This window comes from Streptomyces sp. enrichment culture, from assembly GCF_964272855.1.
In the GTDB taxonomy this organism is placed as follows: Bacteria; Actinomycetota; Actinomycetes; order Streptomycetales; family Streptomycetaceae; genus Streptomyces.
Map to the genome: position 1 here is coordinate 2274822 of NZ_OZ186847.1, position 21600 is coordinate 2296421.

The 21600-nt window shown below is 76.7% G+C and carries 3 protein-coding genes; all 3 read right to left on the reverse strand.

Going from position 1 to position 21600, the window contains the following annotated elements; all coding sequences use genetic code 11:
• Nucleotides 1-37: 37 nt before the first annotated feature.
• From ACSU6L_RS09645 to ACSU6L_RS09655, 3 genes are read right to left on the reverse strand one after another with little or no spacing between them, the layout of a single operon-like run.
• On the reverse strand, nt 38-493 hold the full coding sequence (locus ACSU6L_RS09645; protein WP_437055513.1) for a nuclear transport factor 2 family protein: 456 nt from the start codon (nt 491-493) through the stop codon (nt 38-40).
• Nucleotides 486-11897, reverse strand: a complete 11412-nt coding sequence (locus ACSU6L_RS09650) for an SDR family NAD(P)-dependent oxidoreductase (protein WP_437055515.1) — start codon at nt 11895-11897, stop codon at nt 486-488. Before ACSU6L_RS09650 ends, ACSU6L_RS09645 begins: the two co-directional genes overlap by 8 nt.
• Entirely contained in the window at nt 11897-21562 is a 9666-nt protein-coding gene (locus tag ACSU6L_RS09655; protein WP_437055517.1) for an SDR family NAD(P)-dependent oxidoreductase, read from the reverse strand. The genes ACSU6L_RS09650 and ACSU6L_RS09655 overlap by 1 nt, the downstream gene beginning before the upstream one ends.
• Nucleotides 21563-21600 lie beyond the last annotated feature (38 nt).

A 21600-nucleotide genomic window follows, 5' to 3' on the forward strand; every position in this document is an offset into this window, starting at 1 on the left:
CTGTGGATAACTCCGGTCAGGGACACGCCAGTCATGGTCAGCGGTACCGGCGCTCGCCGTCCGCGCCCAGCGGCGACCACCACTGGTCGTAGTTGGTCGCGCCGTCGCCGAAGAATCCGGCGCGGCCTTCGACGATCAGGCTGTTCTCCCAGCGGAACACCTGCACGCCGAGGGCGTCGAGCACGTCGTAGGGAGAGGTGCTGCCCTCCGGGGCGCCGGGGCGTACCGCGCGCACCTTGACCACGTCCATGCACTCGTTGCCGCTGATCATGGAAGTGACCATCTCGACCTCGAAGTTCCCGCCCGCCGCTTCCGTCAACGCGCGCCGGAAGGCGAGGAGTTCGTCGAGGCCGTTGTGCCAGCCGGCCTGCGCGTGACGGCCGGGGACCGAGAAGCGGACGTCCTCCGACCAGTACTTGGCGGCCTCCGCGCGGTCGAGGGACACGAGCGCCACGTACGCGTTCTCCACCAGCTCGGGGGTTATCTCAGTCATTGCGTTCGCTCCTTGAGCTCGTAAGGGGAACCGTCCGCTCGGGAGGCCTGGAGAGCCCAGGAAGCTCCGGAAGCTCGGAGAGCCATGAGTGGACGGCTCGTGCGGTGGTGCCGGCGTGCTCCTCGAGCATCGAGAAGTGGTCGCCGGGGGTCTCCTGCAGCGTGGCCTCGGGGGCCCAGGACGGCTTCGCGTCCGGCTGGGTGCCGGGCAGCGCGTCGGCCGCCCGCAGGAAGAGTGTGGGGGCGTCGGTCCCGGTGGGAGTCCAGTCCTCGAACACCCGGAAATAGGCGCCCATGGCCGTCAGGGACCGGGCGTCGGTGTCCGCGTCCGAGCCGTGCCGAGCGAAGAGTCCGTCGGTGAGGGCGGTGGCGAGCGCGCCGCTGGTCTCCCGTTGCAGATAGGTGTCGAGGAGGATCAGCGCCGCCGGTGTCTCCCCGGTCTCGTCGAGCCGGGCGGCCACCGCCTGGGCGATCCAGCCGCCCGACGAGTAGCCGAGCAGCGCGACCGGTGCCCCGCCCGCGAACCGCCGGACCGCCTCGGTCTGGGCGTCGACCACCGCCTCCCAGCGCGCGGGCAGGGGCTCGCCGGGCAGGAAGCCCGGCTCCGGCAGCGCCACCACCTCGCGCAGTCCGCGCAGGGTGCCCGCGAACCGGGCGAACTGCCCCGGCCCGGACTTCGCGACCAGCGCCGGGAAGCAGATGAGTGCGGGTGCGGCGGTGTCGCCGCCCGCCAGCCGCACCGGTTCGGGCCGCGGGTCCAGGCCGGCGGTGCCGGTGAAGGACGGCAGGAACCGGGAGGCCGTCTTGAGCAGTTCGATGCCGTCCAGGGTGCGGCCCGTCCGCCGGGCCTGCCGGAACAGGGCGCTGACGCTGTCGGCGCCGGGTTCCGCCGGGGCGGGGCGGTCGCTGAGCAGGTCGTCGCGCAGGCGGCCGGCGAGGGCGGGGAGGGTCGGGTGGTCGAACACCACGGTCGCCGCCAGTCGCAGGCCGGTGGCCCGTTCCAGCCGGTTGCGCAGTTCGACCGCGGTGAGGGAGTCCAGGCCCAGCTCGGGGAGTGATCCCCGCTCGTCGACCGTGTCGGGCGAGGGGAAGCCGAGGACGGCCGCCACCTCGGTGCGGACGGTGTCGCGCAGGGCGGCCTCCAGGTCGGCGGCGCCCAGTCCGGCCAGGCGGGCGGCCGGTGACGTGGTGTCACCCGGGTGTTCGTGCCGTGCGGGGCGGGGTGTCCCGGCCGGGGGCCGGACCGTGGTCCGCAGCAGTTCGGGGAGGGCGGCGGTGTCGCCGGGGGCGGCCTGCCGTGCCGGGGCCGTGACGAGCGGGGCGAGCACCGGGTCGGGGTCGCTCGCGCGGACGGCCGCGTCGAACAGGGCCAGTCCGCGTTCGGGCGTGAGTGCCTGGACGCCCGCGCGGGCGATGCGCCGCAGTTGCGCGCGGCCCGCCATGCCGTCGCCGTCCTGGTCCCAGGGGCCCCAGGCCAGGGAGAGCGCGGGCAGGCCGTGTGCCCGGCGGTGCTGCGCCAGCGCGTCCAGGAAGGTGTTGGCGGCGGCGTAGTTGGCCTGTCCGGGCGCGCCGAGCAGACCGGCCGCCGACGAGAACAGCACGAAGGCGGACAGTTGGCGGTCCTGGGTCAGTTCGTGCAGGTGCCAGGCTGAGGCGGCTTTCACGCGCAGGACGTTCTCCAGGCGCTGCGGGGTCATGGACGCGAGCACTCCGTCGTCCAGGACGCCCGCGCAGTGCACGACCCCGGTGAGGGGGTGCTCGGGCGGGACACCGTCCAGCAGCGCCGCCAGCGCCGCGCGGTCGCCGATGTCGCAGCCGGCGAGTACCGCCGTACCGCCGAGCCGGTCGACCTCGGCGGCCAGGGCGGACAGCCTCGGGTCGTCGGCGCGACGGCCGGCGAGCAGGACGTGCCGTACGCCGTGCGCGGCCAGGAGGTGGCGGGTGATCAGGCCGCCCAGGCCGCCCGCGGCGCCGGTGACCAGCACGGTGCCGTCGGGGCCGAACGGCGTGCCGGACACGGCACCGGACATGTCGGGGACGGCACCGGACGCGCCGGGCAAGGCACCGGACGTGCCCGGCACGAGCCGGGGCACGCGCGGTTCGCCCTGTCGTACGGCCATCTGTGTCGCGTGGGCGGCCACGGCGGCCGGCAGGGCGCGCCAGGACGCCTCCTCGCCGTCCACGTCGACGACGGCGAACCTGCCGGGGTGCTCGGTGGCGGCGGTGCGCAGCAGGCCCCACAGCGGGGCGTGCGCCAGGTTGGGGACGTCCTCGCCGGGCGCCGCCGCGACGGCGCGCCGGGTCACCACGACGAGCCGGGACCTCTCCCGCAGCGGGTCGGCCAGCCAGCCGCGGATCAGTTCCAGGGCCCGGCGCGGGGGCTCCGGGTCGAGCGGGTCGGCGGGTTCCTGGAACGGTACGAGGACGGTGTCGGTGTTCTCCGGGACGGAGGCCAGGTCGGCGGCGCGCAGGAAGGGGCCGACGCGCGAGGGGCCGATGACGGTCCAGGTGCTCGTGTCGGGCGTCGTCGCGGGCGGCCGCGCGGCGTCCGGCCGGTGCCAGTCGACGCGCAGCAGCGCCCGGTCGGCGGCCGTTGGCCGGTCGCCGGTCACCGGGCGCAGGGCGAGGGCCGCGACGGAGGCGACCGGTGTGCCGTCGGTGTCGGTCAGCTCCAGGGAGAAGTCTCCGGAGGCGGTGTCGGGCGTCAGGTGGACGCGTACCGTGCGCGCCCCGGTGGTGTGCAGCCGGACGCCACGCCAGGAGAACGGCAGGACGGCCGGGGCGGGTCGCCCGTCCTCCTCGCCCAGTCCGAGGGCGTGCAGGCAGGCGTCCAGGAGCGCGGGGTGCAGGGCGAAGGCGCCCGGGTCGGTGTCGTCGGGGAGGGCGGCCTCGGCGAAGAGTTCGTCGCCGTGGCGCCATACGGCGTTCAGGCCCCGGAACGCCGGGCCGTACGCCAGGCCCGCCTCCGTCAGCCGCTCGTAGGCGCCGGTGAGGTCGACGGCCGTCGCGCCGGCCGGTGGCCACTGCGTGGGCGGGGTGGGCGGCCGGGCGGTGTCGGGCGCCAGTGTGCCGACGGCGTGCGCGGTCCAGTCGCCGTCGGTCGCGGCGTAGACGGTGAAGGGCCGCCTGCCGTGGTCGTCGGGTTCCCGCACGGACAGCCGCAGCGGGAGGGTGCCGTGTTCCGGGACTGCGAGTGGGGCCCGCAGCACCAGGTCCTCGACCGTGGGACAGCCGAGTTCGGTGCCCGCGTGCAGGGCCAGTTCCACGAAGGCGGCGCCGGGCAGGACGGCCGTTCCGGCGACGCGGTGTCCGGGGAGCCAGGGCAGCACGCGCGCGTCCAGCTCACCGGTGAAGACGGCGCCTTCGATGTCCGGTGCGGTGACCGCGGGGCCCAGCACGGGGTGGGCCTGGTCCGTCTGCCGGGGCGCGGGGGCCAGCCAGTACCGCCGGCGCTGGAAGGCGTACGTCGGCAGGTCGACGCGGTGGGCGTCCGAGCCCTGGAAGTACGCCGCCCAGTCCACGGTCATGCCGTTCAGGTGCGCCTCGGCCAGGGCGGCGCGCAGTGCTGCGGGCTCCGGGGCGCCGGGCTTCAGCAGGGGTACGACGGCGCGTTCCCGGTCGGTCAGGGTGGCCCGGGCCGGTGCGGTCAACGCGGTGCCGGGCCCGACCTCGACGAAGAGGGTCGTGCCGTCCGACTCCAGCCTCTCGACCGCGTCGCGGAACCGCACGGGCCGCCGGAGCTGGCGCACCCAGTACTCGGGTGAGCACAGTTCGGCGGCGGAGGCGGGAGCGCCGGTCACCGTGGAGACGAACGGGAGGGTGGGCTCCCGGAAGATGAAGCTCTCCGCGATCCGCCGGAACTCGTCGAGCATCCCGTCCACGTGGGGCGAGTGGAAGGCGTGGCCGACCGGCAGCCGGCGGGTCCGGCGGCCTTCCGCGGCGAGCCGGGCGGCCACCGCGTCCACCGCGTCGGTGTCGCCGGACAGCACCACGGAGGCCGGGCCGTTGACGGCGGCGACGGTGACCTGCTCCGTCAGCAGCGGGGCGACCTCCTCCTCCGACGCCTCGACGGCCGTCATCGCGCCGTGGGCGGGCAGCGCCTGCATCAGCCGGCCTCGCGCGGCCACGAGGGCGGCCGCGTCCGCCAGGCCGAGGACGCCCGCCGCGTGGGCGGCGGCGAACTCCCCGACGGAGTGCCCGGCGACCACGTCGGGCCGCACACCCCACGCCTGGAGTCGGCGCAGCAGCGCGGTCTCGATGGCGAACAGCGCCGGCTGGGCGTACTCGGTGCGGTCCAGGAGGGCGGCGTCTGGCGTGCCCGGGCCGGCGGACAGGACGTCCCGCAGGGGGCGGTCGAGGAGCGGGCCGAAGTGTTCGCACACCTCGTCCAGCGCCTTGGCGAAGTGGGGGTCGGCGGCGGCCAGTTCGCGTCCCATGCCGGCCCGCTGGCTGCCCTGTCCGCTGAACAGGAAGGCCACCTTGCCGTCGGCGGCCCGCCCGGTCAGGACGCCCGGGGCGGCCGTGGCGCCCTCGGCGAGCCGCTGCAACGCGTCGAGCCGTTCCTCCCGGCCGGCGGCGAGGACGGCCGCGCGGTGGCGCAGCGCGGACCGGGTCGTGGCCAGGCTGAAGGCGATGTCGCGGGCCGGGGTGTCCGGCCGCGCGGTCACCTGCGCCAGCAGGCGCCGTGCCTGGTCGCGCAGGGCGTGGGGGGTGGTGGCCGACAGCAGCCAGGGCGCGCCGTCGTCGTCCGCCCGCCCCGCCGGAAGGGGCTGTGCCGGGAGCGGGGCGGCCAGGTCTTCCGGGGCCTGTTCGACGATGGCGTGGGCGTTGGTGCCGCTGATGCCGAAGGAGGACACGCCCGCCCGGCGCGGTTCGCCGGTGTCGGGCCACTCGACGGCCTCGGTCAGCAGCCGCACCCCGCCGGACGACCAGTCCACGTGGGGTGAGGGGCTGTCGACGTGCAGGGTGCGCGGGAGCGTTCCGTGGCGCATCGCCTGCACCATCTTGATCACGCCGCCGACTCCGGCCGCGGCCTGGGTGTGCCCGATGTTCGACTTGAGCGAGCCGAGCCACAAGGGCCGGTCCTCGCCGTGCTCGCCGCCGTACGTGGCCAGCAGTGCCTGCGCTTCGATGGGGTCTCCGAGCACGGTGCCGGTGCCGTGGGCCTCGACCGCGTCGACCTGACCGGCCGTCAGTCCGGCCGCCGCCAGCGCCTGCCGGATCACCCGCTGCTGCGCGGGTCCGCTCGGGGCGGTCAGGCCGTTGCTGGCGCCGTCCTGGTTGACGGCGCTGCCGCGCAGCACGGCGAGGACGCGGTGCCCGTCGCGGCGGGCGTCCGAGAGCCGGGTGACGAGGAGGACGGCGACGCCCTCCCCCCATCCGGTGCCGTCGGCGCCCGCGGCGAACGACTTGCAGCGCCCGTCCCCGGACAGCCCGCGCTGGCGGCTGAACTCGACGAAGGGGGCGGGGGTGGCCATCACGGTGGCTCCGCCGGCCAGGGCGTAGGAGCACTCGCCGGCCCGCAGGGCCTGCGCGGCGAGGTGCAGCGCGACCAGCGACGACGAGCAGGCCGTGTCCACGGTCACGGCCGGTCCCTCCAGGCCCAGCGCGTAGGCGACCCGTCCGGAGGCGACGCTGCCGGCGGTCCCGGAGCCGATGTATCCCTCGACGTCCTCGGGGGCGCTCCGCGACCAGGACCCGTAGTCGTGGTACATCACGCCGGAGAAGACACCGGTGTCGCTGCCCCGCATGGATTTCGGGTCGATGCCCGCGCGTTCGAACGCCTCCCAGGACACCTCCAGCAGCAGCCGCTGCTGCGGGTCCATGGCGAGGGCTTCGCGGGGGCTGATGCCGAAGAAGCCGGGGTCGAAGTCGGCCGCGTCGTGCAGGAACCCGCCGTGCCGGGTGGAGAAGGTGCCGCGCCGGCCGTGCTCGGGGTCGTACAGGCCGTCGATGTCCCAGCCTCGGTCGCGGGGCATCTCGGTGATGGCGTCGCGGCCGGTCCGGACGAGGTCCCACAGGTCCTCCGGCGAGGTCACGCCGCCCGGGTAGCGGCAGGCCATGCCGATGATGGCGATCGGCTCGTCCGCGGGCGCGGACGTCCGCGCGGGCGCGCGGGCCGGCGCCGGGGCGTCGAGCAGCAGCGTCAGCAGGCGGGCCGCGAGACCACCGGGGGTGGGGTGGTCGAACACCGTGGTCGTCGGCAGCCGCAGCCCGGTGGCCGCGCCGAGTCGGTTGCGCAGTTCGATCGCGGCGAGCGAGTCGAAGCCGAGCTCGGAGAACGGGCGGTCGCCCGGCACGTCCTGGGCGCCCTCGTGGCCCAGGGTCGCCGCGGCCTCGGCCCGCACCAGCCCGGTCAGCTCGCGCAGCCGGTCGCTCTCGGGCAGGGCGGCGAGACGCCGGGCGAGGCCGCCGTCTCCCGGACCGGCCGGTGCGGTGGTGCGCCGCCGCTGCCGTACGGGCCGGATCAGGCCGCGCAGCAGGGCCGGTACGGCGGTCGCGTCGACCCGGCGCGGGTTCAGGTGGAGGGGTGCCACCACCGGGTCGGTGCCCCGCAGGGCCGCGTCGAACGACACCAGGCCCTCGGCCGCGGGGATCGGCCGCATGCCGAGAGCGGCCAGGCGGCGGCGTGCCGGGGCGTCCACTCCGGCGACCATCCCGGAGGTGCCCTCCCACAGTCCCCAGGCCAGGGACAGGGCGGGCAGCCCGAGCCGGCGGCGGTGTACGGCCAGGGCGTCCAGGAAGCCGTTGGCGGCGGCGTAGTTGCCCTGTCCGGGGGCCCCGAGCAGGCCGGCCGCCGACGAGAACAGCACGAAGGCGGACAGTTCCAGGTCCCGGGTCAGCTCGTGCAGGTGCCAGGCGCCGACGGCCTTGGGGCCCATGACGCGGTGCACCCGTTCGGGGGTCAGTGCCTCGACGGTGCCGTCGTCGAGGAGCCCGGCGGCATGGATGACGGCGGTCAGCGGGTGGTCCGGCGGGACGGCGTCGAGCAGGGCGGCCACCTCGCCCCGGTCGGCGACGTCGCACGCGGTGACCGTGACGTCGGCGCCGGCCTCGCGCAGTTCGGCGGCGAGTTCGTCCGCGCCGTCGGCGGCCGGGCCGCTGCGGCTGGTCAGCAGCAGGTGGCGCACGCCGTGCCGGGTGACGAGGTGGCGGGCCAGGAGCCCGCCGAGCGCCCCCGTGCCGCCGGTGATCAGGACGGTGCCGTCCGGGTCGAACGCCACCGGCCGTCCCTCGTCGGCGGCGGGGACGGGGGCGAGGCGGGGCACGAGGAGCCGGCCGCCGCGCAGGGCGACGCCCGGCTCGTCGGCGCCCAGCACCGCGCCCAGGTCGCGGGGCAGCGTGCCGGGGTCGTCGGTGTCCACCAGGACGATCCGCCCGGGGTGCTCCGACTGGGCCGACCGCAGCAGGCCCAGGACGGCCGCCGCGGGCAGGTCGGTGACGTCCTCGTCCGCGTCGGCGGCCACCGCGCCCCGGGTGGCGACGACCAGGCGGGTGTCCGCGAACCGGTCGTCGGCGAGCCAGCCGCGGACGAGTTCCAGGGCGTCGGCGACGGTCTCCGCCGCCGCCGGGGCCGACCGGGATCCGGGCGGCGCGTCGAGGAGGGCCAGGAGCACGACGTCCGGGGGCGGGTCCGTGGCGCGCAGTGCCTCGGCGAGCGGTGCCGTCCCGCCGTACGGTGCCGGGACGACCGGGGTCCGCGGGGCCGCCCAGGTGACCCGCAGCAGCGGTTCGGCCGTGGCCGGGCCGGTGTCGGCGAGCTGTCCGGCGGGGCGCAGGGCGAGGGATTCCACGGTGAGCAGCGGCAAGCCGGCCGGGTCGGCCGCGTGGAGGGCGACGGTGCCGGGGCCGGCCGCGGTGAGCCGTACCCGCGCGGCGGCGGCTCCGCCCGCGTGCGGGGTCACGCCGTGCCAGGCGAACGGGAGCGCGGCGGTGTCGGGGGCTCCTGGCAGGGCGCCCAGGGCCAGGGCGTGCAGGGCGGCGTCGAGGAGGGCGGGGTGCATGCCGAACGCGTCGGCGGAGTCGTGCTGTTCGTCGTCCAGGGCGACCTCGGCGAAGAGGTCGTCCCCGCGCTGCCAGGCGGCGCGCAGCCCCTGGAACGCCGGGCCGTAGCGCAGCCCTTGGGCGGTGAGGCGGTCGTAGAGGTCGTCGAGGTCCAGGGCGGTGGCGTCGGCGGGCGGCCAGTGGGCGAGTTCCGGGTCGGGCTCCGGATCGGGCTCCGGGCCGGGCTGCGCCGGGGAGACGGTGCCCGAGGCGTGCCGGGTCCACGGCTGTCCGGGCAGGGCGTCCTCGGCGCGCGCGTACACCTCGACGGGCCGTCGTCCGTCCGGGTCGGGGGCGCCGACCCGGATCTGCAGGACCACCGCCGCGTCGGCCGGTATCACCAGGGGGGCGGTGAGGGTGAGTTCGTCGAGGTGGTCGCAGTCCGCCTGGCGGCCCGCGCGCAGGGCGAGTTCCAGGAAGGCGGTGCCGGGCAGCAGGACGGCGCCGCCGACGGCGTGGTCGGCCAGCCAGGGCTGGCCTGCCGCCGACAGCCGCCCCGTGTACAGCAGTTCCCCGGAGTCGGCGAGCACGATGCTCGCGCCGAGCAGCGGGTGCTCGGGGGAGGCGAGGCCGGCCTGGGACACGTCGAGCCGACGGCGTGCCGGTGCCTCCAGCCAGTGGCGGCGGCGCTGGAAGGCGTACGTGGGCAGCTCCACCTTCCGCGCGCCCGTGCCCTGGAAGCAGGCCTCCCAGTCGACGGCCGTACCGCGCGCGTGGAGGTGGCCGACGGCGGTGGTCACCGTGGTGACCTCGGCGCGGCCGGCGCGCTGGGCGGACAGGGCCGCCGCGTCGGGGGCGGTGAGGCAGGCACCGGCCATGGGGGTGAGTGCCGCGTCGGGCCCGAGTTCCAGGAAGGTGCGCACCCCGGCGGCCTCGAGGTGGCGTACGGCGTCGGCGAACCGGACGGGCCGGCGGGCGTTGCGCACCCAGTACTCGGGGGTGCACAGCTCCTCGTCGTCGACCGGCCGGCCGGTGACGGTGGAGACGAAGCCGATCCGGGGCGGCCGGAACTCCAGGCCGGCGGCGACCTGCCGGAGGTCGTCCAGCATGGGGTCGACGCGGGACGAGTGGGAGGCGTAGCTGACGTTCAGCCGCCTGGTCTTGCGGCCTAGTCCGGCGAAGTGGGCGGCGAGCGCGGTGACGGCGTGTTCGTCGCCGGTGAGGACGACCGCCTCGGGGCTGTTGACGGCGGCGATCTCGGCGCCGTCGGCCAGCAGGGGCCGGACCTCGTCCTCCGAGGCGGCGACCGCCACCATGGCGCCGCCCTCCGGCAGTGCCTGGGTGAGCCGGCCGCGCGCGGCGACCAGGGCCGCCGCGTCGGGCAGCGAGAGCACTCCGGCGACGTGGGCGGCGGCCAGTTCGCCGCCGGAGTGGCCGAGGACGTGGTCGGGTTCGACGCCCCAGGAGGTGAACAGCCTGAAGAGGGCCACCTCGACGGCGAACAGCGCGGGCTGCGCGTAGGCCTGCCCGGCCAGCAGCGCCTCCGCCTCCTCCCCCGGCTCGCCGAAGGCGACGCGGCGCAGCGGGGCGGGCAGGTGCCGGTCCAGCTCGGCGCAGACGGCGTCGAACGCGTCGGCGAAGGCCGGGAAGGCGGCGTGCAGTTCGCGGCCCATGCCCGGGCGCTGGCTGCCGCCGCCGGTGAACATCATGGCGAGGCCGCCCTGGACGGTCCGCGTGTGCAGCAGCCCGGAGGACCGGCCGGCGGCGAACGCCTCCACGTCGCGCAGCATCGCCCCCCGGTCGTGCCCGGCCAGGACCGCGCGGTGCTCCAGGGCGGTGCGGGTGGTGAGCAGGGAGTACCCGACGTCGAGGGCACGGGTCTCGGGGTGGCGGCGCAGGTGTGCGGCGAGCTGGGCGGCCTGGCCGCGCAGCGCCGGTTCGGAGGCGGCCGTCAGGGCCCACAGGGCGGCGGGCCGGGCGGCGGGCCGCGGGTCGGCGGGCGCGGGCTCGTCGGGGTGCGGGGGCTCCTCGATGATGGCGTGCGCGTTGGTGCCGCTGAACCCGAACGAGGAGACGGCGGCACGGCGGGGCGCCTCGCCGCGGGGCCACGGGCGGGCCTCGGTGAGCAGTTCCACGGCGCCGGCGGTCCAGTCGACGTGCGGGGTCGGCTCGTCGACGTGGAGGGTCCTGGGCAGGCTGCCCTCGCGCAGCGCGAGCACCATCTTCATGACGCCGCCGACGCCTGCCGCGGCCTGGGTGTGGCCGATGTTGGACTTCAGGGAGCCGAGCAGCAGCGGGCGGTCGGCGGGACGGCCCCGGCCGTACGTGGCGAGCAGGGCCTGCGCCTCGATGGGGTCACCGAGCTTGGTGCCGGTGCCGTGCGCCTCGACGGCGTCCACGTCGGCGGGGCCGAGGCCGGCGTCGGCGAGGGCCTGCCGGATCACCCGCTGCTGGGCCGGCCCGTTGGGCGCGGTCAGGCCGTTGCTGGCGCCGTCCTGGTTGACGGCGGTGCCGCGGACGACGGCCAGCACGCGGTGGCCGTTGCGGCGGGCGTCGGACAGCCGCTCCAGCAGCAGCATCCCGGCGCCCTCCGCCCAGCCGGTGCCGTCGGCGGCGGCGGCGAACGACTTGCACCGGCCGTCGGAGGCGAGGCCCTCCTGGCGGCTGAAGTCGACGAAGGGCATGGGGGACGCCATCACGGTGGCCCCGCCGGCCATCGCGAGCGAGCACTCGCCCTTGCGCAGCGCCGAGACGGCGAGGTGGAGGGCGACCAGGGAGGAGGAGCAGGCGGTGTCGATGGTGACGGCCGGGCCCTCCAGGCCGAAGGTGTAGGCGATCCGGCCGGAGGCGATGCTGCCGGAGGTGCCGGTGCCCAGGTAGCCCATGACCTCGTCGGGCAGTTCGCGCAGCCGGGCGGCGTAGTCGTGGTACATGATCCCGGCGTAGACGCCGGTCCGGCTGCCGCGCAGGGTCGCCGGGTCGATGCCCGCGTGTTCGAAGGCCTCCCACGCCGTCTCCAGCAGCAGCCGCTGCTGGGGGTCCATCGCCGTGGCCTCGCGGGGGCCGATGCCGAAGGGCGCCGGGTCGAAGTCGGCGACGTCGTACAGGAATCCGCCGGCGTCGGCGTGGCTGGTGCCGGCGTCCTCGGCGTCCGGCCCGTGCAGGGCGTCGAGGTCCCAGCCGCGGTCGGTGGGGAACGCGGACACCGCGTCACGTTCCTGGGCGACGAGCCGCCACAGGTCCTCGGGGGTGCGGACGCCGCCGGGGTAGCGGCAGGCCATGCCGATGACGGCGACGGGTTCGCGGGCCGCGTCCTCGGTGTCCTGGAGCCGTTTGCGGACCTGGCGCAGTTCGGTGGTCAGCCGCTTGAGGGTGTCCACGACCTGCCGGGAGTCCGGGGCTGTCGCGTCGGTGGCCGTCATCAGGTGTTCCCCAGCTCTTCGTTGATGATGGCGAGCAGTTCGCCGATGTCGTCGGAGTCGAGCGCGTCGCCCTCGGGTTCGTCGGGCACCGCTTCCGCGGTGGCGACGGCCTGGTCCCAGGCGGTGAGCAGCCCTTTCAGCCGTAGCCGGACCTGTTCGGCCGCCTCTGGGTCGCCCGCCAGTTCGGGGATCGCGTCCCGCAGCCGGGCGAGGTCGTCGAGGGCGGCGTCGAGGGGCCGGGGCGCGGCGGGGACGAGTTCGTCGCGGAGGTAGGCGGCCAGCGCGGCGGGCGTGGGATGGTCGAAGACCGCGGTGGCGGGCAGGCGGATCCCGGTGGCGGAGTCGAGCCGGCCCCGGATCTCCACGGCCGCCAGCGAGTCGAGCCCGGACTCGGTGAAGGGCCGGTCGGGTGCGATGGCGCGGGCCGAGCCGTGTCCGAGCACGGCGGCGGTCTGGGCGAGGACGAGGTCGAGCAGCAGCCGTTCCCGTCCGGCGTCGTCCAGCGGCAGCAGCCGCTCGGCGAGCGTGGGGCCGCCGGCCGCGGCGGCCCGTACGGCGGGGGCGGGTGTGCGCGGGGGGCGCACGATGCCTTTGAGGACCGGCGGGAAGTCGGGGTCGGCGCCGCGCGGCCGGAGCAGCGGCAGGTCGAAGCGGGCGGGGACGAGGACCGGTTCGGGCCGCTGGAGTGCGGCGTCGAACAGGGCGAGTCCGGTGTCCGGCGCGATCGCGCCGAAGCCGGCCCGTGTGATGCGGCTGCGTTCGGCGTCGGTCAGTCCGCCGGCCATGCCGCGCTCCCGCTGCTGCCACAGGCCCCAGGCGAGTGAGGTGGCGGGCAGTCCGGCGGCGGCGCGGTGCCGGGCGAGCCCGTCGAGGTAGCTGTTGGCGGCGGCGTAGGCGCCCTGTCCGGCGGAGCCGAGCACGCCGGAGGCGGAGGAGAACAGCACGAACGCCGACAGCTCCAGGTCCCGGGTGAGTTCGTGCAGGTTCCGGGCGGCGACGGCCTTGGGCGCCATCACGCGGTCCAGGCGGTCCTCGGTGAGGGAGCCGATCACACCGTCGTCCAGGACCCCGGCGGCGTGCACGACGGCGGTCAGCGGCCGTTCGGCGGGGACGGCGGCGATCAGTGCGGCCAGCGCGTCCCGGTCGGTCACGTCGCAGGCGGCCACCGTCACCTCGGCGCCCGACTCGCGCAGCGCGGCGGCGAGTTCCGGCGCGCCCTCGGCGGCGGGGCCGCCCCGGCTGGCCAGCAGCAGGCCGCGGACGCCGTGTGCCTCGACGAGGTGGCGGGCCAGGAGCGCGCCGAGGTCTCCGGTGCCGCCGGTGATCAGGACCGTGCCGTCCGGGTCGAGGGCGGTGCCGCCGGTGGCGGGGGCGGCCGCTGGGGCGAGCCGGGGTACGAGCATGCGGTCGCCGCGCAGCGCGAACTGGGGTTCGCCCGAGGCGAGGGCGGCGGGCAGGGCGTCCCAGGCGGCATCGCCCCCGGCCAGGTCGGCCACCACGACCCGCCCGGGGTACTCGGCCTGGGCGGCGCGCGCCAGGCCCCATACGGCCGACTGGGCGGGGCTGTCCAGCGGCTCGTCCGGGTCGCAGGCGACGGCGCCCGTGGTGAGCAGGACCAGCCGGCCGCGCGCGGAACGGCCGTCGTCGGCGAGCCAGGACCGCACGGCCCGGAGCGCCTGCGCCGCTGCAGCCGGTACCGCGTCGTCCTGCCGGGTGATCGGTACGAGGGTGAAGTCGGCGCCCGCGTCGGCCCCGGCCTCGACGATGCCGGTGAGCGGGGCGGGGGGCCGTTCCGTGCCGAGCCAGGCCAGGGTCGGCGGCTCGGCGGTGCCGGCGACGGTGCCCGTCACCCAGTCGACGCGGTACAGGTCGCCCGCCGCGCCGGAGGGTTCGGTGCCCAGGTGCCGGGCGGAGGCGCGCCGGGCCGTCAGGCGGGCGACGTCCGCCACCGGTTCGCCCAGGCCGTCGGCGATCGCCATGGTGACGGTGTTCTCGCCGGCCGGCGCGATCCGCACCCGGAGTTGGGCGGCGCCCGCGGCGTGCACCCGGACGTCCGTCCAGGAGAACGGCACCGCCGCTCCGGAGCCGGAGCCCAGGCCGTCCATCGCGGCCGGGTGCTGGGCGGCGTCCCACAGGGCGGGGTGCAGGGCGAAGGCGCCGGGGTCGCCGCCGTCCGGGAGGCCGACCTCGGCGTAGAGCACGTCCCCGTCCCGCCAGGCCGCGGTCACGCCCTGGAAGAGGGGGCCGTAGTCCACGCCCTGGGCGGCGAAGTCCGCGTACAGGCCGTCCACGTCGACCGGCTCGGCCGCCGCGGGCGGCCACTGGCGCAGGCCGGGGCCCGGCGCCGCGTCGGCGGCGGCGAGGGTGCCGTCGGCGTGCAGGGTCCAGCTCGCGGTGTCCGTGCCGTCGTACGGCCGGGCGTACAGCTGGAGCGGACGCGTTCCGGACTCGTCCTCCTCGCCGACCAGGAGCTGGAGTTCGGCCTCGGCGTCCTGGAGGACGAGCGGGGTGTGCAGGGTCAGTTCCCGCACCAGCGGACTGCCGACGGCGTGCGCGGCCTGGACGGCCAGTTCGACGTAGAGGGTTCCGGGTACGACCGTGGCCTCGAACACGCGGTGTTCCGCGAGCCAGGGGATCGCCTCGACCGAGAGGCGGCCGGTGGCGAGGTACCGGCCGCTGTCGCCGAGCCGGGTGACCGTGCCGAGGACGGGGTGCCCGTCGTGCCGGGCGTCGTGCCAGGCGTCGTGCCGGGCGAGGCCGCGCCGCGGCCAGTACCGCTCGCGCTGGAAGGCGTACGTGGGCAGCTCCACCGTCCGCGGGCCGCGCCCGGCGAGGACGGCCCGCCAGTCCACCGGCAGGCCCCGCGCGTACAGTTCGCCGACGGCGAGCAGCAGCGTCGCCTCCTGCGGCCGGTCCCTGCGCTGGGCCGCGACGACGGTGCCGCCGCCCGTCAGGCAGTCGCCGGCCATCGGGCTGAGGACGCCCAGCGGACCCACCTCCACATAGAGGGTGGCGCCCGCTTCCTCCAGGGTGCGGACGGCGTCGTGGAAGCGCACGGTGCCCCGGGCGTGCCGGACCCAGTGGGCGGGCGAGCACAGCTCCTCGCCGGTCGCGGCCCGTCCGGTCAGGGTGGAGACGACCGGGATACGCGGCGGGTGGTACGTCAGCCGCTCGGCGACCTGCTCGAACGCGTCGAGCATCGGGTCCATCAGCGGGGAGTGGAAGGCGTGGCTCACCCGCAGCCAGGAGACCCGGCGGCCGCGTTCGCGGAGGGCGCCGACGACACCGTCCACCGCGTCGCGGGGTCCGGACAGCACGGTCGCCCGCGGGCCGTTGACCGCGGCGATCCCGACCGCGCCGCCCGCCGCGTCGAGCAGGGCGCCGACCTCCTCCGGACCGGCCTCGACGGCGGCCATCGCGCCGCCCTCCGGGAGCGCCTGCATCAGACGGCCGCGCGCCGCGACCAGTTCGGCGGCGTCGGCCAGGTCGAGCACTCCGGCCACGTGGGCGGCCGCGATCTCCCCCACCGAGTGCCCGGCCAGCAGGTCCGGGGTGATCCCCCAGGACTCCAGGAGCCGGAACAGGGCCACCTCGAAGGCGAACAGGGCGGGCTGCGCGTACTCGGTGCGGTCGAGCAGCCCGTCGGGCGCGGCGTCGGCCGGGGCGAGCACCACCTCGCGCAGCGGCAGCCGCAGGTGCGGGGCGAGGGCGGCGCAGGCCGCGTCGAAGGCGTCGGCGAAGGCGGCGTGGGCGGCGTACAGGTCCCGTCCCATGCCGGCGGTCTGACTGCCCTGCCCGGCGAACAGGAAGGCCGCCTTGTGGTCCTCGCGCGCCTCCCCGTACACCACACCGGCGGCGTCCTGGCCCGCGGCGACCGCGGCGAGCGCGGCGGACACCTGCTCGGGGTCCTCGGCGAGGACGACGGCCCGGTGGCGCAGGGCGGCGCGGGTGGTGGCGAGGGACCAGCCCACGTCCACGGGCCGGGGCGCGGGCCGGGCGGCCGTCAAGTGTTCCGCCAGCCGCGCGGCCTGGCCGCGCAGGGCCTGCCGGCTCCTGGCGGACAGGATCCACGGCACCGGGCGGCCGTCCTCGGCGGACGGCTCCCGCTCCGGCTCCGGCTCCAGGCCGTCCGGGGCGCTCGGGTCGTACGGGTCGTACGGGTCGTTGTGCGGGTCGCTCGCGTCTTCCGGGTCGGCGGCGGGGGCCTCCTCGACGATGACGTGGGCGTTGGTGCCGCTGATGCCGAACGACGACACGCCCGCCCGGCGCGGGCGCCCGTCGCGCGGCCACGGGCGGGGCTCGGTGAGGAGTTCCACCGCCCCGGCCGACCAGTCGACGTGCGGGGTCGGCTCGGTCACGTGCAGGGTCTTCGGCAGCCGCTCGTGCCGCAGCGCCTCGACCAGTTTGATGATGCCCGCGACACCTGAAGCGGCCTGCGTGTGGCCGATGTTGGACTTCAGCGAGCCCAGCCACAGCGGGGCGCCGGCGGGGCGCTGCCCGTAGGTGGCGAGCAGCGCCTGCGCCTCGATGGGGTCGCCGAGTCTCGTGCCGGTGCCGTGGGCCTCCACCGCGTCCACGTCGGCGGCGGTGAGGCCCGCGTCGGCGAGGGCACTGCGCACCACCTGCTCCTGGGCCGGTCCGTTGGGTGCCGTGAGGCCGTTGCTGGCGCCGTCGGAGTTGACGGCGGAGCCGCGCACCACGGCCAGCACCCGGTGCCCGTGGCGCCGCGCGTCGGACAGCCGCTCCACGAGCAGGACGCCGACGCCCTCGCTCCAGCTCGTACCGTCCGCGTCGGCGGAGAAGGACCGGCACCTGCCGCCCGGGGACAGCACCTTCTGCCGGTTGAACTCGGTGAACAGCAGGGGGCTCGTCATGAGGGTGACGCCGCCCACCAGGGCCAGGGAGCACTCGTCCCGGCGCAGCGCCTGCGCGGCCCAGTGGAGGGCCACCAGCGACGAGGAGCACGCGGTGTCGACGGTGACCGCCGGGCCCTTGAAGCCGAACGCGTAGGCGACGCGTCCGGCCAGGACACTGGCGGCGTTGCCGGTGCCGACGTACCCCTCCAGGTCCTCCTTCCCGGTGGCGAGGACCCTCGGGTAGTCCTGTCCGTTGGAGCCGACGAAGACGCCGACGCGGCCGTCGGCCGCCGACTCGGGGTCGATGCCGCCGCGTTCGAACGCCTCCCAGGCGGTCTCCAGCAGCAGCCGCTGCTGGGGGTCCATGGCCAGTGCCTCGCGTGGTGAGATCCCGAAGAACGCGGCGTCGAAGTCGGCGACCGTGTCGATGAAGCCGCCCTGGCGGGCGTAGGTGGTGCCGGGCCCGTCCGTCTCCGCGTGAAGTTCGGCGAGGTTCCAGCCGCGGTCCCGGGGGAAGTCGCCGATGACGTCGGCTCCGGCGTCCAGCACCTGCCACAGCTCCTCGGGCGAGCTCACGCCGCCGGGGAACCGGCAGCTCGTCGCCACGATCGCCAGGGGCTCGTCGGTGCCGGCGGGCCGGGTGCCGGCGGGCCGGGGCTCTTGGCCGGCGGCGTCCCCGCCGGTGCGGGCGAGGAGGTGATGGGCGACCGCCCGGGGGGTGGGGTGGTCGAAGACCAGGGTCGCGGTGAGCCGCAGTCCGGTCGCCGCGGCCAGCCGGGAGCGCAGCTGGACGGCGGTGAGCGAGTCGAGCCCGAGTTCCTGGAAGCGCTGGTCGGAGCCGATCGCGCGGGCGTCGTCGTGGCCGAGGACGGCGGCGGCCTCCGTGCGGACGAGGTCCAGCAGGAACGCGTGCCGGGCGCCGGGGTCGAGGTCGCGCAGCTCGGCCGGCACGGTCTCCCGGGCCGGCGCGACGGGCGGCCCGGCGGGTGGGGCGGCGGGGCCCGAGCGGTCCGCCGACGGCAGGACGAGCACCGCCTGGCCTGCGTGCCGGGCCCGGGCGAGATGGTCCAGCGCCGCCGCGGCCCCGTCGGTGTCCCAGACGGGCGCGGCCGGCGGGGAGAGCGTGCCGTCGCCGAACAGCGGGGCGAGTTCGGTGAGGACGGACCGGATGCGGTCCGGTCCGGCGGCGGCCAGGCCGGCGAGGTCGGCGACCAGATAGCTGACGCCCGGGTGGTCCGCGGCGACGCGGTCGGCGTCGCGCACGTCGGTGCGGCCGGTCTCCACGAACCGCCCGCCGCGCGGCAGCAGCCGCAGTGTGGCGTCGGTGTACTCCCCCGCCAGGCAGTTCACGACGACGTCGGCGCCGCGCCCGCCGGTGGTGTCGAGGAGCGACGCGGCGAACCCGGGGGTGGCCGAGGAGGCCAGCCGCTCCTCCGGCAGCCCCAGGGCGAGCAGTTCCGTCCAGTGGTCGGGGGTGTCGGTGGCGAGGACGTCCGCCCCATGGTGCCGGGCGAGGTGCACCGCCGCCCGCCCGGTGCCGCCGCTCGCGGCATGCACGAGCACCGACTCGCCCGGACGCAGCCCGGCGAGCCCGAACAGGGCGTGGTGGGCGGTGACGTAGGCCAGCGGGGTCACCGCGGCCTCGGCGAAGGACCAGGCGGCGGGCGTACGGAGGGTGAAGCGGTGGTCGGTGACGGCGACCGGGCCGGCCGCGCCGCCCGGGAAGAGACCCATCACGCGGTCGCCCACGCCGACACCGGTGACGTCGGCCCCGGTCTCCAGGACCACACCGGCGGCCTCGACACCCAGGGCCGTGCCGTCCCGCCCGTGCGGGGCGAGGCCGAGTCCGGCGAGCACGTCCCCGAAGTGCAGTCCCGTCGCCCGCACGGCGACCCGGATCTCGTGCGGGGCGAGGTCACGGCGGGCGTCGGGGGCGGGCACCGGAGCGAGACTGCCGAGGTCGCCGGGCTCCGTCACGGCGAGCCGCCAGGTGTCCTCGCTGTCCCGCGACGCGGTGGGCGCCGCCGTGTCGTCGTCGCCCGGCAGCCAGAAGCGGGTGCGCCGGAAGGCGTACGTGGGCAGGTCGACCCGCTCGGCGGCGCCGAAGTACCGGTCGGCGTCCAGCCGGGCGCCGGCCGCCACCGCCTCGGCGACGGCGTGGGTGAAGCGGCGCAGGCCGGCGTCTCCGCGGTGCAGCGTGCCGACGACGGCGGCTTCGGCGCCGGTGTCCTCGACGGTCTCGTGCAGGGCCTGGGCGAGGGCGGGGTGCGGGGCGCACTCGATGAACAGGTCGAAGCCGTCCGCCAGCATGGCGCGGACAGTGGCTTCGAACTCCACCGGCTGCCGGAGGCTGCGGTACCAGAAGCCGGCGTCCAGCGCCGTGGGTTCCACGAGCCCGCCCGTCGCCGGGGAGTAGAGGGGCAGCCTCGCGGCGGCCCGGGGCGCCACCGGCGCCAGTGCGGTCAGCAGTTCCTCCCGCACCGCCTCGACCTGCGGGGTGTGGGAGGCGTAGGCGAGGGGGACGCGGCGTGCCCAGACGCCCTCCTTCTCGCAGCGGGCGAGCAGCGCGTCGAGGTCCGCGTCGGATCCGGCGACGACCACGGAGCGGGGCCCGTTGACCGCGGCCACCGTGAGGCCGCCGTGGCCGTCCGCCAACCGGCGGCGTACGTCGTCGGCGGCCTCGGCGACGAACACCAGACCGCCGCGACCGCTGATCGACGCCAGGGCGCGGGCGCGCAGGGCCACCACGCGCGCCGCGTCCGGCAGCGACAGGGCACCGCTGACGGCCGCCGCCGCGATCTCGCCCTGCGAATGGCCCACGACCCCGGAGATCTCGACGCCGGCGGACTCCCAGAGGGCGGCCAGCGCGACCATCACGGCCCACAGCGCGGGCTGGACGACCTCGGTGCGCTCCAGCGACGGCGCGCCGGGCGCTCCGCGCAGCACGTCGGTCAGGGACCAGTCCACGTAGGGGCGCAGCGCCCGCGCGCACTCCTCGATCCGCCGGGCGAACACCGGTGAGGTGTCGAGGAGGTCGCCGGCCATGCCCGCCCACTGGCTGCCGGTGCCGGGGAAGACGAGGGCGGCCCGGCCGGTCGTGGCGGCGGCGCGTGCCGCGCCGGGGGCGGGGTCCCCGGCCGCCGTCGCCTCCAGGGCGGCCAGGAGTTCGTCCCGGTCACGGCCCACGACGGCGGCGCGGTGCGCGAACGCGGTGCGGGTGCGCAGCAGCGACCAGCCGATGTCCGCGGGACGCAGCTCGGGGTGGGCCCGTACGTGGGCGGCGAGCCGTTCGGCCTGGCGGCTCAGGGCCTCGGCGGTCCGGGCCGACAGCGTCCACAGCGGCGGGAGGCCCGACGGCTGGGCGGTGGGCGGCGGCTCGGAATCCTGCGCGGCGGATTCCTCGGATCCCTCGGATTCGTCGCCGGTGGGTGCCTCCTCGATGAGGACGTGCGCGTTGGTGCCGCTGATGCCGAACGCGGAGACTCCGGCGCGGCGGGGGCCGTCGGCGCGGTGCCAGGGCCGGGCCTCGGTGAGCAGCGCGAGCGGTCCGGCCTGCCAGTCGACGTGCGGTGAGGGCTCGTCGGCGTGCAGGGTCCGCGGCAGGACGCCGTGGCGCATCGCCAGCACCGTCTTGATGATCCCGGCGACGCCCGCCGCGGCCTGCGTGTGGCCGATGTTGGACTTCAGGGAGCCGAGCCACAGCGGCCGCGCCGCCTGCCTGCCCTTTCCGTACACCGACTGCAGCGCCCGTGCCTCTATGGGGTCGCCGAGCGTCGTGCCGGTGCCGTGCGCCTCCACGGCGTCGATCTGGTCGGGCCGCAGCCGGGCGTTGCGCAGGGCCTGTTCGATGACGCGTTCCTGCGCGGGACCGTTGGGCGCGGTCAGGGCACCGCTGGCGCCGTCCTGGTTGACGGCGGTGCCCCGGACGACGGCCAGGACCGGGTGGCCGTTGGCGCGCGCGGCGGAGAGCCGTTCGAGAAGCAGCAGTCCGGCGCCCTCGGACCAGCCGGTGCCGTCCGCCGCCGCCCCGAACGCCTTGCAGCGTCCGTCGGGCGCGAGGCCGCGCTGCCGGCTGAAGCCGACGAAGGTGGCCGGGGTGGCCATCAGCGAGACACCGCCGGCCAGGGCGAGTTCGCAGTCGCCCTGCCGCAGCGCCTGGACGGCCAGGTGGAGGGCGACGAGCGAGGAGGAACAGGCGGTGTCGACGGTGACGGCCGGACCTTCCAGGCCGAAGGTGTACGCCACCCGCCCGGAGGCGACGCTGCCCGCGCTGCCGGTGCCGAGGTAGCCCTCCGTGTCCTCGGCGGGGCGGCGGACCCGGCTGCCGTAGTCGTTGTACATCACGCCGGCGAACACGCCGGTGCGGCTGCCGCGCACCCGCTCGGCGGGCAGGCCGGCCCGTTCGAACGCCTCCCAGGCGACCTCCAGGAGCAGCCGCTGCTGCGGGTCCATGGCCAGTGCCTCGCGGGGGCTGATCCCGAAGAAGGCGGGGTCGAAGTCCGCGTACCCGTCGACGAATCCGCCGTGGCGGGTGTACGAGGTGCCCGCGCGGTCCGGGTCGGGGTCGTACAGGGAGTCGAGGTCCCAGCCCCGGTCCGTGGGGAACCCGGAGACGGCGTCGGTGCCGTCGGCCAGCAGCCGCCACAGCTCCTCGGGGGTGGTGACACCGCCGGGCAGCCGGCAGCTCATGGCGACGATCGCGATGGGCTCCTGGGCGGCCTCCTCGACCTCGCCCAGCCGTCGGCGGGTCTCCTCAAGGTCGGTGGTCACCCATCGGAGGTACTCGACGAGCTTGTCGTCGTCGGCCATGGGAACCTCACTCGTTGTCGTGTGTGCGGGTGTGCGGG

What these genes read in the sequence shown, in the direction of transcription:
- ACSU6L_RS09645 (WP_437055513.1), bottom strand. Translation starts at nt 493, where the DNA reads ATGACTGAGATAACCCCCGAGCTGGTGGAGAACGCGTACGTGGCGCTC.
- ACSU6L_RS09655 (WP_437055517.1), bottom strand. Translation starts at nt 21,562, where the DNA reads ATGGCCGACGACGACAAGCTCGTCGAGTACCTCCGATGGGTGACCACC.
- ACSU6L_RS09650 (WP_437055515.1), bottom strand. Translation starts at nt 11,897, where the DNA reads ATGACGGCCACCGACGCGACAGCCCCGGACTCCCGGCAGGTCGTGGAC.